Annotated in this window: 13 protein-coding genes; 8 read left to right on the top strand and 5 right to left on the bottom strand. The window is 74.2% G+C overall.

The genetic code is table 11. The features are described from left to right. Positions 1-46: 46 nt before the first annotated feature. From sigK to ASF50_RS16320, 8 genes are all read left to right on the top strand, one after another. Positions 47-661, top strand: a complete 615-nt coding sequence (gene sigK, locus ASF50_RS16355; protein ID WP_235557715.1) for an ECF RNA polymerase sigma factor SigK — start codon at positions 47-49, stop codon at positions 659-661. Next, entirely contained in the window at positions 658-1395 is a 738-nt protein-coding gene (locus tag ASF50_RS16350) for an anti-sigma factor (protein WP_056905199.1), read from the top strand. The genes sigK and ASF50_RS16350 overlap by 4 nt, the downstream gene beginning before the upstream one ends. Continuing rightward, complete coding sequence (locus tag ASF50_RS16345) at positions 1392-3467, top strand: FAD-dependent oxidoreductase (RefSeq protein WP_056905198.1); 2076 nt, start codon at positions 1392-1394, stop codon at positions 3465-3467. The genes ASF50_RS16350 and ASF50_RS16345 overlap by 4 nt, the downstream gene beginning before the upstream one ends. Then, complete coding sequence (locus tag ASF50_RS16340; RefSeq protein ID WP_056905197.1) at positions 3464-4810, top strand: SAM-dependent methyltransferase; 1347 nt, start codon at positions 3464-3466, stop codon at positions 4808-4810. Before ASF50_RS16345 ends, ASF50_RS16340 begins: the two co-directional genes overlap by 4 nt. Beyond that, positions 4807-6117: an SAM-dependent methyltransferase gene (locus ASF50_RS16335; protein WP_056905196.1), complete on the top strand. Its 1311-nt coding sequence runs from the start codon at positions 4807-4809 to the stop codon at positions 6115-6117. Before ASF50_RS16340 ends, ASF50_RS16335 begins: the two co-directional genes overlap by 4 nt. 73 nt (positions 6118-6190) lie before the next feature. Further along, positions 6191-7003: a DUF1295 domain-containing protein gene (locus tag ASF50_RS16330; protein WP_056905195.1), complete on the top strand. Its 813-nt coding sequence runs from the start codon at positions 6191-6193 to the stop codon at positions 7001-7003. Between the two features lie 231 nt (positions 7004-7234). Further along, on the top strand, positions 7235-7507 hold the full coding sequence (locus ASF50_RS16325) for a hypothetical protein (RefSeq protein ID WP_056865003.1): 273 nt from the start codon (positions 7235-7237) through the stop codon (positions 7505-7507). A gap of 95 nt (positions 7508-7602) precedes the next feature. Then, positions 7603-8760: an AI-2E family transporter gene (locus tag ASF50_RS16320; protein ID WP_056905194.1), complete on the top strand. Its 1158-nt coding sequence runs from the start codon at positions 7603-7605 to the stop codon at positions 8758-8760. 169 nt (positions 8761-8929) lie between these two features. Here the strand turns inward: ASF50_RS16320 and ASF50_RS16315 are convergent, their stop codons facing one another. The 5 genes from ASF50_RS16315 to ASF50_RS16290 form a co-directional block, all read right to left on the bottom strand. Further along, on the bottom strand, positions 8930-9391 hold the full coding sequence (locus ASF50_RS16315; protein WP_082503306.1) for a PLD nuclease N-terminal domain-containing protein: 462 nt from the start codon (positions 9389-9391) through the stop codon (positions 8930-8932). 70 nt (positions 9392-9461) lie between these two features. After that, positions 9462-11327 carry a hypothetical protein gene (locus ASF50_RS19140; RefSeq protein ID WP_156718349.1) on the bottom strand — a complete coding sequence of 622 codons (1866 nt, stop codon included), beginning with the start codon at positions 11325-11327 and terminating at the stop codon, positions 9462-9464. Further along, the gene (locus tag ASF50_RS16300) at positions 11324-13153 is read right to left on the bottom strand and encodes a fibronectin type III domain-containing protein (RefSeq protein ID WP_056905191.1); all 1830 of its coding nucleotides are present in this window, start codon (positions 13151-13153) and stop codon (positions 11324-11326) included. Before ASF50_RS16300 ends, ASF50_RS19140 begins: the two co-directional genes overlap by 4 nt. Positions 13154-13361: 208 nt before the next feature. Continuing rightward, entirely contained in the window at positions 13362-14387 is a 1026-nt protein-coding gene (locus tag ASF50_RS16295; protein ID WP_200920220.1) for a YihY/virulence factor BrkB family protein, read from the bottom strand. Positions 14388-14417: 30 nt separating this feature from the next. After that, positions 14418-15341: an AEC family transporter gene (locus tag ASF50_RS16290; protein ID WP_056905190.1), complete on the bottom strand. Its 924-nt coding sequence runs from the start codon at positions 15339-15341 to the stop codon at positions 14418-14420. Positions 15342-15482: the final 141 nt, after the last annotated feature.

Raw genomic sequence — 15482 nt, 5'->3', positions numbered from 1 at the left:
AGCACCGGGCTGGCGACGGAAACCTCAGCACGAGAGAATGACTGACGTGGACGAAGCCAGGCCAGCAGTCGCGGGGGTCCCCTCTTCGGAGGGGACCCCGGCGGCCCACGCCGCCCCCGACCTCTCCGACCTCCTCAAGCAGTCGGCGCGAGGTGACCAGGCGGCGTTCGCGCGTCTCTACGACGCCACCTCCTCCCGGGTCTTCGGCCTGGCCGTCCGGGTCGTCCGCGACCCGGCGCAGGCCGAGGAGGTGACGCAGGAGGCCTTCCTGGAGATCTGGAAGACCGCCACCCGCTTCGACCCCGACCGGGGCAGCCCGCTCTCGTGGCTGCTCACGATCACCCACCGCAAGGCCGTCGACCGGGTCCGCTCGGCCGAGGCCTCCAGCCGGCGGGACGAGAAGTACCACCACCAGAACCAGCCGGTCGACCACGACTCGACCGCCGAGGCCGCACACGCCTCGCTCGAGGCGCGGCGCGTGCGCGGAGCACTCGCCAGCCTCACAGCCGTCCAGCGCGAAGCCGTGGAGCTGGCGTACTTCGGGGGCTACACACACACGGAAGTGGCGAAGCTGCTCGACCTCCCGGTCGGCACCGCCAAGACCCGCATCCGGGACGGACTGATCCGGTTGCGCGACACGATGGGAGTCGGGGGTTCATGAGCGACAGCCACGCGCTCTCGGGCGCCTACGCCCTCGACGCCCTCGACGACCTCGAGCGCGCCGAGTTCGAGCGCCACCTTGCCACCTGCCCGGCCTGCCGCGACGAGGTCGACGGCCTCGCCGAGGCGGCCTCGATGATGACCGAGATGAGCCTCACCGCGCCTCCTCCGGAGCTGCGCGACCGGGTGCTCTCCGGCATCGCCACCGTGCGGCCGATGCCGCCCGTGGTGGGCGAGGTCCGGGCCGAGGTGACGTCCCTGGCCGACCGGCGCGACCGCCGTCGATTTCGCGGGCTTCTGGCCGCCGCGGCCGCGGCGGTAGTCGTCGCCGGCACCGGCGGCGTCGTGTGGACCGCCGCCCAGGACGACACCTCCACCTACACCGCCGCCGAGGCCGTGCAGAACGCCGACGACGCGCAGCGCTTCCGCGTGCAGCTCGCCGAGGGTGTCGACCCGGACGCCGAGGCCACCGTCATCCGCTCCGAGGACCTCAACCGCGCCATCGTCACCACCGTCGACATGCCGCCGGCCCCCGAGGGCTACGTCTACGAGCTGTGGCTGCTGCGTGACGGTCAGTACGTCGCGGCGGGCCCGATGGCCACCGACTCCGACGAGACCGTCTTCAGCGGCCAGGCCGCCGACGCCACCGGCGCGGCCATCTCGATCGAGGAGGCCGGCACCCAGCCGGTCGAGCCCAGCGACGCCGTCGTCGGCACCGTCGAGTTCCAGGCATGACCCCCCGGCCCACCCGGCCGGAGCGGATCGCGGTCGTGGGGTCCGGCGTGGCCGGCCTGACGGCGGCGTACGTCGCCTCGCGCACGGCCCACGTCACGCTCTACGAGGCCGACGAGCGCCTCGGCGGCCACGCCGACACCCACGACGTGCTCGACCCCGCCACGGGTCGCACCCTGGGGATCGACACCGGCTTCATCGTGCACAACCGGCGCACCTACCCGGTGCTGCTGCGGCTGCTCGCCGAGCTCGGCGTCGCCACGCAGGAGTCGGAGATGTCGATGTCGATCCGCGACGACGACACCGGCCTGGAGTGGGCCGGCGCGCTCGGGCGCCGCGGCGTCTTCCCGCGCCGTGACAACCTCACGCGACCCGCCTACCTGCGGATGCTCACCGAGATCCCCCGCTTCCACCGCCGCGCCAAGGCGCTGCTGGCGGCCCCCGACACCGGCGTCGACCAGCCGCTGCGCGACTTCCTGGCCGAGGGCGGCTTCTCGGCGTACTTCACCCGCCACTTCATGGAGCCGCTCGTGGCGGCCGTGTGGTCGTGCGACCCGGAGGTCGCCCTCGACTACCCCGCGCGCTACCTCTTCACCTTCCTGCAGCACCACGGCATGCTCTCGATCTTCGGCTCGCCGACGTGGCGCACCGTGAGCGGCGGCAGCCGGGAGTACGTGCGGCGGGTCGGCGAGCGCATCCAGGAGGTGCGGCTCGGCGCCAAGGTGACCTCGGTGCTCGAGACCCCCTCCGGCGTGGAGGTCACCGACGGCAACGGCGAGGTCGCCACCTACGACGCCGTCGTCGTGGCCACCCACCCGGGCCAGGCCCTCGCACTGCTGGCCGACCCGACGCCCGCGCAGCGCGAGCTGCTGGGCGCCATGCCGTACTCCCCCAACACCGCGCTGCTGCACACCGACCTGTCGTTGATGCCCACCACGCACAACGCCTGGGCGTCGTGGAACTTCCAGCGCCCCGCCGCCGACGCGCCCCGCCCCGACGGCAGCCCCGGCGTGGTCGTCACCTACGACCTCACCCGGCTCCAGCGCCTCGACACCGACACCCACTACCTCGTGACCCTCGGCGGCGAGCACCTCGTCGACCCCGCGAGCGTCCTCGAGCGCATGGAGTACGAGCACCCGCTCTACAACCCCACCTCGGTCGCGGCCCAGCAGCGCCTGCGCGAGCTCGACTCCGCGCGGCTCACCTTCGCCGGGGCCTACCACGGCTGGGGCTTCCACGAGGACGGCGCGCGATCGGGCCTGGCCGCCGTCGAGCGGCTGGGGCTGGAGTGGCCGGCCGAGCCCGACGCGCAGCCGCGCGTCGAGACGCCGGTCGTCTACGACACCACGATCCGCCACACCCGCCGCCGGCCCTTCGCCCGGTCCTTCACCCACGCCTCCCACACCTGGCTGGTCGACCTCGACGAGCTGCCCGACCACGGTCGGCGTGCGGTGGCGCTGGGCAGCTTCGAGGCCCGCGACCACCTCGGCTCCCCCGGGCGCAGCATCCGGGAGAACCTCGAGACGTTCCTCGCCGCCGAGGGCGTCACGCTGCCCTCCGCCGCCGAGGGCGGCCGGGTGCTCATGGCCGCGCAGCCGCGCGCCTTCGGCTACTGCTTCAACCCGATCAGCGTCTTCTGGTGCCTCGACCGCTCCGGGCGGAGGGTCGCGACGGTGGTCGAGGTGCACAACACCTACGGCGACCGCCACGCCTACCTCGTCGACCCCGACGAGCAGGGCCGCGCCCGCACCGACAAGGCGATGTACGTCTCGCCGTTCCACGGCACCGACGGCCACTACGAGCTGGCCGTGCCGGTGCCCGACGAGCGGCTGCGCATCGCCGTCACCCTGCACAGCGACGACGGCGCGGTCTTCAGCGCCTCCCTCGACGGCCGGCGCTCCGGCACGGCCCCGTGGCGCGCCGCCCCGGCGGCTCTGAGAGGCTCCGTGCTGATCCGGGCCCACGGGGTCTGGCTGTGGCTGCGCCGACTGCCGATCCGGCCGCGGCCGCAGCACGTGCAGCCCCACGTCCAGCCCGGCGACCCGACCCCCACCCACGAAGGAGGCCAGCGGTGACCGTCACCCGCCCCACCCCCGACGGCAGCGGCCCGCAACCGCCGGCCCGCACCGCCCACCCGGCCACCCAGCGCTGGGGCGACCTCGACGTCGTCCCCACCGGCCCCCGCGTGCAGGTCTCCGCCCGGATCGCGCGGCGCCTCTTCACCGCGGCGGTCAACCGGCTCGCCGTCACCGTCGTCATCACCGAGGCCGACGGCCGCCGCACCACCCTCGGCAAGGGCGGCCCGGTGGCCACCGTGTCGCGGGCTGAGGAGTTCTTCGCCCGCCTCGGGCGCGACCAGCTGATCGGCTTCGGCGAGGCCTACCTCGTCGGCGCGTGGGACGCCGAGGACCTCGGCGGCTTCCTCACCGTGCTGGCCGAGCAGATGAGCGACCTCGTGCCGCGCCCGCTGCAGAGGCTGCGCGCCGTCGTCGCCAAGCGCCCGCCGCGCGCGCAGGTCAGCTCGAAGAAGAACTCCCGCGACAACATCGCGCACCACTACGACCTCTCCAACGACCTCTTCGAGCTCTTCCTCGACGAGTCGATGAGCTACTCCTCCGCCCTCTTCGACACCGACCGGCTCGACCGCGGCGACCACCACTCCGCCACCCCGCCCGGCGCGCCCACGGCCGAGGAGCTCCACCCCGCCCAGGTGCGCAAGATCGAGCGTCTCCTCGACGCCACCGGCGTCGGCGAGGGCAGCCGCGTGCTCGAGATCGGCTCGGGCTGGGGAGAGCTCGCGATGCGCGCCGCCCAGCGCGGCGCCGACGTCCTCACCATCACCCTCTCCACCGAGCAGCAGGCGCTGGCCCGGGAGCGGATCGCCGCGGCCGGGATGTCGGAGCGCGCCCGGGTCGAGCTGTGCGACTACCGCGCGGTGACCGGCGAGTTCGACGCCGTCGTGTCGGTGGAGATGATCGAGGCGGTCGGCCACCAGTACTGGACCACCTACTTCCAGACCATCGACAAGGTCCTGGCCCCCGGCGGCAAGGTCGGCATCCAGGCCATCACGATGCCCCACGACCGGATGCTCGCCACCCGCAACACGTGGACCTGGATCCACAAGTACATCTTCCCCGGCGGCTTCCTGCCCTCGGTCGACGTCATCGACGAGGTGACCCGCGAGCAGACCTCGCTGCGCCTCACCGACCGGCTCTCCTTCGGCACCCACTACGCCGAGACGCTGCGGCTGTGGGACGAGGCCTTCCTCGGCGACTCCGAGGCCGTGCTGGCCCTCGGCTTCGACGACACCTTCCTGCGCATGTGGCATTTCTACCTCGAGTACTCCCGCGCGGGCTTCGCCTCGGGCTACCTCGACGTCAACCAGGTCGTCCTGACCCGACCCGAGGAGCAGGCGTGAGCGCCTCCACCACCGACCGTCCCTCCGCCGCCCCCACCGCCGCGGGCGGCGTCGCCGCGCAGCTCGCCGAGGCGCTGCGCCCCTTCGTGGGCGGGGACCTGCCCGTGCGGCTGCGCGCGTGGGACGGCTCCGAGGCCGGCCCCGCCGACGCTCCGCTGGTGGAGATCCGCACCCCCGACGCCGTGCGCCGCCTGCTGTGGCGTCCCGGCGAGCTCGGCGCCGCCCAGGCCTACGTGACCGGTGAGATCGAGGTCCACGGCGACCTCGACGCCGCGCTCACCCACGCCTTCGCGGTGGCGAAGGAGCGCAACCTCTCCGGCGGCGGGCGCCCCTCGGCCGCGGCGATGAAGCAGGCGCTGCGCACCGCCAAGGACCTCGGCGTGCTCGGCCTGCCCCCGGCCCACCCCGCCTCGCAGGCCCGCATCCGCGGTCGGCTGCACTCCAAGCTGCGCGACATCCGCTCGATCAGCCACCACTACGACCTCTCGAACGAGTTCTACTCGCTGATCCTCGAGCCCAGCATGGCCTACTCCTCGGGCTACCACTCCTCCCCCGAGCAGCCGCTCGAGGAGGCCCAGGCGGCCAAGCTGTCGCTGGTGTGCCGCAAGCTCGGCCTCGAGCCCGGCATGCGCCTGCTCGACGTCGGCTGCGGCTGGGGCTCGCTGTCGCTGCACGCCGCCGAGCACTTCGGCGCGAAGGTCGTCGGCGTGACCATCGCTGCGGAGCAGAAGAAGTTCATCGACGCCCGCATCGCCGAGCGCGGCCTCCAGGACCGCGTCGAGATCCGGCTCCAGGACTACCGCGACGCCGTGCCCCCGGCCGGCCAGGAGTACGACGCGGTGTCCTCCATCGAGATGGGCGAGCACGTCGGGCAGTCCAACTACCCGACCTACGCCGGCGTCCTGCACGACGCCGTCAAGCCCGGCGGCCGCGTGCTCATCCAGCAGATGTCGCGCACCGGCCGCTGGCCCGGCGGTGGGCCCTTCATCGAGTCGTTCATCGCCCCCGACATGTACATGCGCCCCGTCGGCGAGACCGTCGCCTTCCTCGAGCGCGGCGGGCTCGAGGTGCGCGACGTGCACGCCATGCGCGAGCACTACGTGCACACCGTCGCCGGCTGGCTCGAGCGCTTCGAGGCCAACATCGACCGGCTCACCGAGCTCGTCGGCGAGGAGGTCGTGCGCGTGTGGCGGCTCTACCTCGTCGGCGGCGCCATGGCCTTCCGCGACGGACGCATGGGCGTCGACCAGATCCTCATGGTGCGCCCCGGCGCCGCCCACACCCTGCCCTGGGTGCGCGACTTCTGAGACCGGGCCACCCGGCCCACACCCGGGCCGCTGGGGTGGGGCGGGGTCGGCGTACGACGGGTTGACTGGGGTCATGACTCTCGTGCTCGTCCTCGCCGCCTGCCTGCTGGCGGTCGCGGTCGTGATGACCCTCACCGCCCTGCGGGCCCGCCAGCTCGGCGTCGTGGCCGTCGTCGACGTCGCCTGGGGCCTCGGCTTCGTGGTCGTCGCGCTGATCGCGGCCCTGCTCGGCTCGCTCTCCGACGAGGCCGACGCCCGCCGCTGGCTGGTGCTCGCCATGGTCGCCCTGTGGGGCGGTCGCCTGGCGTGGCACGTGCGCAGCCGCGCCCTGGGCGACCACCAGGGCAAGGAGGACCCGCGCTACGCCGAGATGCTGGGCGGGAGCCTCCAGGACGTCGGCATGAGGGCCGCCGTGCGCCGCGTCTTCCTCGTGCAGGGCGGGGCGCAGTGGTTCGTGTCGCTGCCCGTGCAGGTCGGCGCCGTGCTGGCCGTCGAGTGGTGGCCGGTGGTGTGGATCGGGCTGCTGGTGTGGGCCGTGGGCCTGACCTTCGAGGCCGTCGGCGACCGTCAGCTCAAGGCCTACAAGGCCCAGCCCAAGGAGTCGCGCCCGCAGGTGATGGACCAGGGGCTGTGGGCCTGGACCCGCCACCCGAACTACTTCGGTGACGCGATGGTCTGGTGGGGCCTGTGGCTCACCGCCGGTCTCGCCTCCGGCTGGCTGCCCGGCCTGCTCACCGTGGCCTGCCCGGCCGTGATGACCTTCTTCCTGCGCAACGTCACCGGCGCCAAGCTCCTGGAGAAGAAGATGATGGAGCGCGACGGGTTCCCCGAGTACGCCGAGCGCGTCTCAATGTTCTTCCCCACGCCCCCCAAGAAGCGCCGCTGACGCAACCCCCGGTGGTCGAGGAGCGCCAGCGAGCGTCTCCGAAACCACCCCACCCCCGGTGGTTGAGGAGCGAGCGCCAGCGAGCGTCTCGAAACCACCCAGCCCCTCGGTGGTCGAGGAGCGAGCCCTGCCGGGCGTCGCGACACCACCCAGCGTCACACGCCCCCGCCCCCGGTGCGGCGGCACCAGCGCTGTCGGTGGCGCCGCGTAGGTTGGTGACGTGAACAGCCGATGAGCAAGATGGATGCCCTGCGAGCCATGCGCGAGGCGCGCTACGAGGAGGCCGCCGCCCGCGCGGCCAAGCCGGGAGCAGCGCCGGCGCGGCCCGCCGTACGCCGCTCGGCGCCCGCGGCCGCCCCCGCCGCCAAGCGGCCCGCGAAGGCCGCTGCCGCGACGCCGGTGGAGCCGGGCGCGGAGCCCGGCCTGTGCGGCCACCGCAACATGAGCGGGCGCACCTGCACCCGCGAGCTCGGCCACGCCGCGAAGAGCCACCGCTACTCCTGAGCCGTCGGCGGGCCCGGGTCGGCCGGCGGGACGTGACGTCAGCCCCACCCCACGCGAGGAGGCCCGGCACGTGCACCGTCGGGTAGAGAGGGGTCATGCCGATCTTCCGCCGCCGTGAGGCGCCGACCCCCTCCCCCGAGCCCCGGCGCTCACCGACGCGCACGGGCGGCTGCGACCACCCTGCGCCACCGGCGACGCCGATCGCGACGACGCTGGCCGAGGCGGGGCGCTGGAGCCTGCGGATCCTGCTGGTGACGGCGGTCGTCGTGGGAGCGCTGTGGGTCGTCGGCCAGATGTGGGTGGTCGTGCTGCCCGCGCTCCTGGGCCTGCTGCTGAGCACCGCCCTGTGGCCGCTGGCCCGGCGCCTGCGCCGGGTGGTGCCGGCCGCCGCCGCGGCGGGCGCGGCGGTGGTGACCGGGCTGCTCGTGCTCGGCGGCCTGGTGGCCGCGGTGACCTACCTCGTGCTCGACGAGGTCGACTCGCTGAGCGAGCAGTTCTCCCAGGGGGTCGAGGACATCGAGGCGTGGCTCGCGGGCCCGCCGCTCGACCTCGGCGACGACGAGGTGGGCGACCTGGTCGGCCAGGCGGTCGACCAGGTGCAGGACAGCGCCCAGGACATCGCCGCCTGGACGCTGACCGGGGTCTCGACCGCCAGCTCCTGGGCGCTCACCGCGCTGCTGGCGCTCGTGCTGTGCTTCTTCTTCCTCAAGGACGGCCCGCGGTTCCTGCCGTGGCTCGAGCACTGGCTGTCCCCGGGCCCGGCGGCCCACGCCGCCGAGGTCTCGCGCCGCTCCTGGACGGTGCTGGGCGGCTTCGTGCGCGCGCAGGCCGCCGTGGGCCTGGTCGACGCGATCGGGATCGGGATCGGCCTGCTCGTGCTGGGCGTGCCGCTCGCGCTGCCGCTGGCGGTCATCACCTTCCTGGCCGCCTTCGTGCCGGTCGTGGGCGCCGTGGTCGCCGGCGCGCTCGCCGCGGTCGTCGCGCTCGCCACCCAGGGGCTGACCACCGCGCTGATCGTGGTCGGGCTCGTGCTGGTGGTGCAGCAGCTCGAGGGCAACGTGCTCCAGCCGCTACTCATGGGCAAGACGCTGTCACTGCACCCCGCGATGACCATCGTCGTGGTCACCCTCGGCAGCACGCTGGCCGGCATCACCGGAGCCTTCCTCGCCGTGCCCGTGCTCGCCGTGCTCACCACCACCGCCCGCTACGCCCGCGAGCTCACCGTCGCCGCCCGCGAGCGGGCCACCACCTAGCCGCGCCGCACCCGGACGTCATGCGACACGTGGATGCGCATCCACCACCCGTATGACGTCCCCCGCCGGCCTACTCACCGACCCCGCGCACCGCACCCGGACGTCATGCGACACGTGGATGCGCATCCACCACTCGCATGACGTCCCCCGCCTGTCCGCCGCAGCTGGCTCAGCCGCCCGCGGGAGCGCCGGGCTCGTCTTCGGAGCCCGACCGGCCCTGCTCACGGGCCTCGCGGGCCGCGCGCAGCCGCTGCCGCTCGGCCTCCTCGCGGGCCGCCTCCTCGCGGCGGGCCAGCTCGTGGCGGCGCCGCTGCTCCTCGGCGCGGGCGCGCACCTGACGCAGGAACTCGTCGTCGCGCCCGGCGTCGCCCGCGGCCATGCGGCCGGGCCGCTCGTACTCGGGGAAGCCGGGCGCCGCCCCCTGCGACCGGGTAAGCGGCCGCGCCCCCCGGTCGCGACCGAGCGCCAGCCAGGCGATCGAGCCGACGAACGGGAACAGCAGCACCAGCACGATCCAGGCCACCTTGGGCAGGTGCTTGACCCGCTGCGGCGGGGTGCCGATGGCGTCGACCAGGCAGTAGACCCACAGGGCGAAGCCGATGACGCCGGCGACGAGCTCGAGCTTGATCACGCGGGTGATCCTGGCCCATGTCACCCGCCGGCGTCACCAGGTCGGCGGAACCGGGTGCGGCGCCCGCGGGTCAGCGACGTCGCAGGAGCACCCTCTCGGTCGCGGCGGAGAGGTGTGCCGCCCCGTAGAGCTGCCGGTCGACGTCGTAGACGGCCCTGACCGTGACGGGCCGGGCCACCAGCAGACGGAGCTCGTAGCGGCCGCGGGCGTCGGTGCCGACCTCGACGGGTCGCCACTCACGCCCGGCGCGCGAGACGTAGACCGTGACGATCTGGCCGCCCACCCCCTTGCCGCGGACATCGGTCAGCCGCCCGCGCACGCCGGCTCCCCGCACGGGGTCGACGTACCACCGCTCGGCTGTCAGTCGGCTGCCTCGCAGCACCACGCGGGCCGGCTCCGTCGCCTCGCCACGGTCGTCGACGGCGAACACCGCCACGTGGTGGTCGCGACCGGGGCGCAGGCCGCCGAGGTGCACCCGCCCCTCGGTGCCGACGTACACCCCCCTTCCGTCCCGCGGCCCGGTCGGCGGCCTGGCACCCACCCGGACCACGGTGGTCTCGAACGTCGCCTGCACCGGGTCGAGCCACGTGAGGTCGGCTCCGGCCACGTGCGGGTCGGCGTCGAGCTGGGTGACAGGAGCCAGCACGGGCCGGGAGGCGGGTCCGGGCTCGTGGCGTTCGTCCGCCTCCCAGTGGAGGGCGCCGGTGACGCGCTCCTGGCCGTCGCAGACGCCGAAGGTGAGCGCGATCGAGAGCAGCTCCCCGTCCTCTCCGTAGCGCGCCTCGTGCACCGTGAAGTCCCGGGAGCGCGGGCAGATCGAACGGGGGAGGAAAAGCGCGGGGTGCGTGCCGTCGGGGAACCCGACGACGTCGGTGTAGGTGCGGCCGGCCTGCAGGCCGCCGTTGGGTGCGTTCACGAGGAGGAACGAGTTGCCGGCTTCATCGGGCAGCTCGGCGAAGGTCCGCATGCGGAGGGTCGAGGCGTCGCCCACCACCTCGATGTCCGCGCTGTCGAAAGTTGCTCGCTGCGTGCCCCTCGCGCTGTGGAGCACGAACTCCGTCAGCCCCTGGCGACCGCGCCCGTCGAGCTCGACGCGGTGCGTGCGGTCGCCGATCGAGAGCACCAGGGCATCGCGGTGCAGACCGGGGGACTCGGGATCGAACGCGAGCCGGACCTGGCAGTCCGCGCCGGGCGCCACCGTGCCGCAGGTGCTGTGGAGCAGGTCGAACGCCGGCGGACCAGGCTCGGTCGACGACGCGCTCGCCAGCGCGGCCGACACCTCGACCGGCGTGGAGCCCCGGTTCAGCACGACGACCGGCACGCCCCACCCCGACTGTCCGGGCTCCTCGTCGGGCCACGTCACGGCGGACACCGGCACCTCCACGGGCCCCTGGGCCGGGCCACCGATCCGGACCTCGCCGAAGGTCGTGCTCCCCGATCCCAGGCACCGCAGCGCATAGGTGACCCACACCGTGGACAGGTCATCGCTCAGCTCGTGCACCTCGAAGCGGCCGGCGACCTCGGGACAACGGACCCCGTCGCGCAGGAGCAGCATCCCGGCCTGGGGGCCACGCCGCTCGGCGGGCCCCACCACGTTGCGCTGCGCACCCACGGCGAGCCCCTCGCCCCGGGGGGCAGCGAGACGGAGGTCGACGTACTCGCTCTCGCTGCGCAGCGACAGGTCGAGCACCCGCTCCGTCCCTTCATCGGCCCACCGCGCGGTGACGGAGTCCTCCGAGGTCCACACCCGCGACGGGGTGCTGAAACGAGTGTGCATCGTCGCGTACGCCGTGCCCGGGGCCACCGCTGCGGCCCGCGTCGAGAGCCCGAGCGGCGTCGAGGAGGTCGCCGTCGACGCCGCAGCGGACACGACCTGCCCGACGCAGGAGGCGAGCAGGAGGAGCAGCGACACCAGAACGGGGACCAGGCGCCTCATCGCCGTCCCTCCCCACCGGTGGGGCGGACCCGCGTGACCGAGCCCAGGAGCAGGCTCTGTCCGGCGAAGACCACGCGAACGGCGACGGCGGCGCGCACTGATCGCTCGAAACGTCCCGAGGGCGTCGTCCTCACCGCGATCTCCTCGACGCCGCCGGAGCGGCGGACGACCTCCACCACCAGGGGGCGTCGCCCGACCGAGCGCCCGTCGACGGCGACGAGCCGGCCCCGCACCCGCTGAGCGGAAGCCCCTCCGTCCCGCAGCACCCCGGCAGGGCGGCGTGCCAGGCTGACCCGCAGCTCGGTGCCGCGCAGCGTCACCGAGGCCGGGGGCGGAGTGGGCCCGACCCGTGGGAGCGCGAACACCGAGACGCCGTAGTCGTGACCCGGGCGCAAGCCGTCGAGCCGGGCGTGGTCGTCGAGCGCCTCGAAGCCGCGGCCCTCCCCGGGCGCCTCCGGCGGCGGACCGTCCTCGCGCACCCGCACCGTGCCCTCCATACCGGAGCCGACCCGACCGAGGGCCTCCGGCGGGGTCCACGTCAGCGAGGCCGACCCGATCGTCGCGTGCGCCCGCAGGTCGCGGACGGGGTCGCTCTCCCAGGGCACCACCGGATCGGGGTCGGGCGCGGCCCCCGAGGCCTGCCACGAGAACGTGGCCTGAAACATGCCGACCGGCCCGTTGTGGGCGCACCGCTGGCTCAGCGTCATCGAGACCGCCTCGAGCTCGTCGCGCGGGGAGTACCTCGCCTCGTGCACGGTGACCCGACCGCCCTCGGGCATGCACCCCTCGATGGCAGGCACCCTGGTGCTCACTCGAGGAAAGCGGAGAGGAGCCACCAGCTCGCGGAGGCCGGTGAAGGTCCGACCGGGCAGCACCAGCTCGCCGGCCGGCGCGACCAGGACGACCGACCAGACGTCGTCGCCGCGCTGGGCGGAGACGGACACCGTCGAGGAGCTGCCGCGTGCCACGAAGGTCGCGTCTGCCGGCGTCACCACCGTCGACCCCGCCGCGGTGTCGACGCGGAGGCCCGTGACACCGGCCCGACCCGTGCCCCGCAGGGGCAGGACGACCTGGTCGCCGGCGACCGACGCGACGAGCTCGCCCGACCGGGGTCCCACGGCCACGGGTCGGAACGACACCTCCACGATGCAGCCCTCGCCAGGCGCGAGCAGTCCGCACCCGCGGGCATCGGCCGCGAAGTCCTCGCCTCGCACGGCCAGCGCGACCGTCGCCGGAGCGGGCCCGGTGTTGTCGAGCCGCACAGGCACGACTGCGGCGAGTGTCCCGGGGTCCTGCGTGGGCCAGGAGACCAGGTGGGGGGCGGCCGTCAGCGCCCCGCCGGCCGGCCCGCCCACGACCACGTCGCCGAAGACCCGACCCGCGTACGCCTCGCACGACAGGTCGTAGGTGATGCGGACGCGGGAGAGGTCGGGGGCGAGCTCGTGCACGACGAAGTCGCCGGCCACCCGGCCGCACGCCAGGTGGTCGAGCGCGAGCGCCGCACCGGGGTGGTGGCCGAAGCGGAAGTACGCCTCCTCGGCGTCCCGGTAGGACCCGACGGTGAGTGACTCGCCACGGGGCGCGGCGAACTCGAGCCGGCCGGCGTGGGAGGGGTCGGTCGCGGTGAGGACCAGGACGTCGTCCTCCCAGGCCACCTGCAGGTCCCCGTCGGCCGGGGACCAGGCGACGCTCTCGCCGCTCCACGAGTCGTCGTCGGCGTACATCGACACCGACCAGCCGCTCGTCGGGGCCACGACGGCCTGCGCGGCCGGCACGGCCCGGGCATCGGCCGCGGTGGCCGCGGTGGGGGCACCGGCGCCGAGCACCAGGGAGAGGGCCGAGCAGGCGAGGACCGCCGCCGTGCGACGAGGGGTGCGACGTGGGGCGTGATGATGCGCGCGGGGGCGACGGAAGGACGGCATGGCACTCTCCGGGGCAGGGACCACCGGCGCGCGGTCGCGCACGCCGAGGGGCTGCCGGTAGGCCGGAGATTAGCCCCTGCCGCACGCCGTCAGCCGGCGGAGGAGGACGCTCTCACCCGTTCGGTCGAGCCGCGGCCGAGGTCGGCAGGGTGATCTCCCCGGTGGCGGGGTCGGTGAAGGAGACCTCGACGTTCTCGAAGCCCTTGTGCCGCTGCGCGCGGGCGTAGCCGGCGTAGGCGCGACGGTCGGCGTCGGTGAGCTCGACGTTGTCGGTGAAGGGGGTGAGCAGCGCGCGCGGCCACAGCCGCCGGGCGAGGACGACGTTGATCTCCATGGCCAGCACGCCCATGACCGCGGCGATGTAGATGATGCCGATGAGCCCGAGGACGAGGCCGAAGGTCGCGTTCATCTGGCTGGTCTCGCCGAGCACGCGGGTGGCGTAGACCGTGCCGATGACCTGGAGCAGCTGCCACATCACGGCGAGCGCCAGGGCGCCGGGCACGGCGGCGCGCAGACCGTGCTGACGCGCGGAGGCGAGCCGGAAGACGAAGGTCAGCACGGCGCCGACGCCGAGCACGGTGGCCAGCCGGATCAGCCAGGTGATCGTGCCGTCGAGGCGCGGGCCGAAGACCTCGGTCTGGCTGCCGAGGGCCGAGACCACCGACACCGCGAGCACCGAGAGCCCCGCGGTGATGAGCAGCAGCAGGCTCTTGAGCCGCAGGAGCAGCGGGTTGGGGCGGGAGTTGCGCGGCACCGACCAGGCGATGTTCATGGCGTTCTGCAGCGCCTGGCCCAGGCCGAGCGAGCCGTAGAGCGCCGCGACGCCACCGACGACGACCGCGGTGGTCGAGCCTTGGAGCCCCTCGGGCCGGCCCAGCTGCTCCCCGATGATCGGGAACTGGCTCAGCGCCGAGTCGAGCACCTGGGTCTGCAGCTCGGGGTTGCCCTGGAGCAGGAAGCCGAGGATCGAGGAGGCCAGCAGCAGCAGCGGGAAGATCGCGATGAAGGCGTAGTAGGTGATGATCGCGGCCAGGTAGTTGCCCTGGTCGTCGAAGTGCTTGTAGACGATCGCCAGCGGGATCCCCACCGGCGGGAAGCGTCGCTGGAACCGGTCGGCTCCGTCCACGGCTCGTCCCACGGCGCTCACGCTATGCGATCGGGGCGCCGGCTAGGCGATCAGCGCGGTGATCAGGACGACCGCGGGCACGGAGGCCAGCGTGCTCACGAAGATGGCGTCGCGCGCCAGCAGCTCCGCGCGCCCGTAGCGGCTGGCGATGACGAAGACGTTCTGCGCCGTGGGCAGCGCGGAGAGCACGGTGACCGCGAGCAGCGCGTCGGCCTCCAGGCCCAGCGCCCAGCGGCCCACGGCGTAGGCCGCGAGCGGCTGCGCGACGAGCTTGAGCCCCACGGCCAGGCCCAGCTCGGAGGCCGGCACGCCCCGCCCCGGCAGCGGGCCGAGGCGCAGCGCCACGCCGTAGGCGATGAGCATCGCCGGCACCGCCATGCCCCCGACCAGGTCGAGCGGGTCGTGCACCGCGGCCGGCAGCCGTACGCCGCTCAGCGCCAGGGCGACCCCGGCGGCCGAGGCGATCGTGAGCGGGTTGGTGGCCGGGCGCGAGAGCACCTTGCGCAGGCTCAGCCGCGTCGGCGCGACCGCCACGTCGAGCAGGGTGAGGGCCAGCGGCTGGAGCACCAGCAGCTGCATGAGCAGGATCGGGGCGACCAGGGCGACGTCGCCCAGCACGTAGGCCGCGATCGGCACCCCGAGGTTGCCGGCGTTGACGTAGCCCGCCGCCATCGCCCCGACCGTCGCGCCGCCCAGGTCGAGCGGGCCGCGCAGTCGGCTGAGGCCGAGGTGCAGCAGCACCACGACGAGCACCGCCGCGGCGCTGGCGACCAGGGTGGTGGAGAACACCTCGGCGGGGTCGCTGTCCTCGAGCACGGTGAGCAGCAGCGCCGGGCTGGCGACGTAGAAGGCCAGCGTCGACAGCGTGCGCTGGCCCGCCAGGTCGATGACCCGCAGGTGGGCCAGCAGGATCCCCAGCGCGATGAGCACGCCGATCGTCGCGAACCCCGAGAACACCCCTGCCACGCCGCGACCCTAGGCCCGTGACCGCCGCCACCCGCACGGCGGGGCGGACGGGGCGGGCCGACGCGCGCCGGCTGTCACGCCGGGTCGCCCCTCCTGCCGCCCCCTCTGCCGCCCCGTCGTGACGGGGCGACAGGTCGGGTG

The sequence above is a fragment of the Nocardioides sp. Leaf307 genome, from assembly GCF_001423135.1.
GTDB classification, from domain to species: Bacteria; Actinomycetota; Actinomycetes; order Propionibacteriales; family Nocardioidaceae; genus Nocardioides; species Nocardioides kribbensis.
The sequence above is the reverse complement of the archived record's forward strand: the minus strand, read 5'-3'. Positions and strand labels throughout refer to the sequence as shown.

Coding starts and splice junctions, on each gene's coding strand:
- ASF50_RS16345 (WP_056905198.1), top strand. CDS start 1,392: ATGACCCCCCGGCCCACCCGGCCGGAGCGGATCGCGGTCGTGGGGTCC.
- ASF50_RS16330 (WP_056905195.1), top strand. CDS start 6,191: ATGACTCTCGTGCTCGTCCTCGCCGCCTGCCTGCTGGCGGTCGCGGTC.
- ASF50_RS16325 (WP_056865003.1), top strand. CDS start 7,235: ATGAGCAAGATGGATGCCCTGCGAGCCATGCGCGAGGCGCGCTACGAG.
- ASF50_RS16350 (WP_056905199.1), top strand. CDS start 658: ATGAGCGACAGCCACGCGCTCTCGGGCGCCTACGCCCTCGACGCCCTC.
- ASF50_RS16320 (WP_056905194.1), top strand. CDS start 7,603: ATGCCGATCTTCCGCCGCCGTGAGGCGCCGACCCCCTCCCCCGAGCCC.
- ASF50_RS19140 (WP_156718349.1), bottom strand. CDS start 11,327: ATGAGGCGCCTGGTCCCCGTTCTGGTGTCGCTGCTCCTCCTGCTCGCC.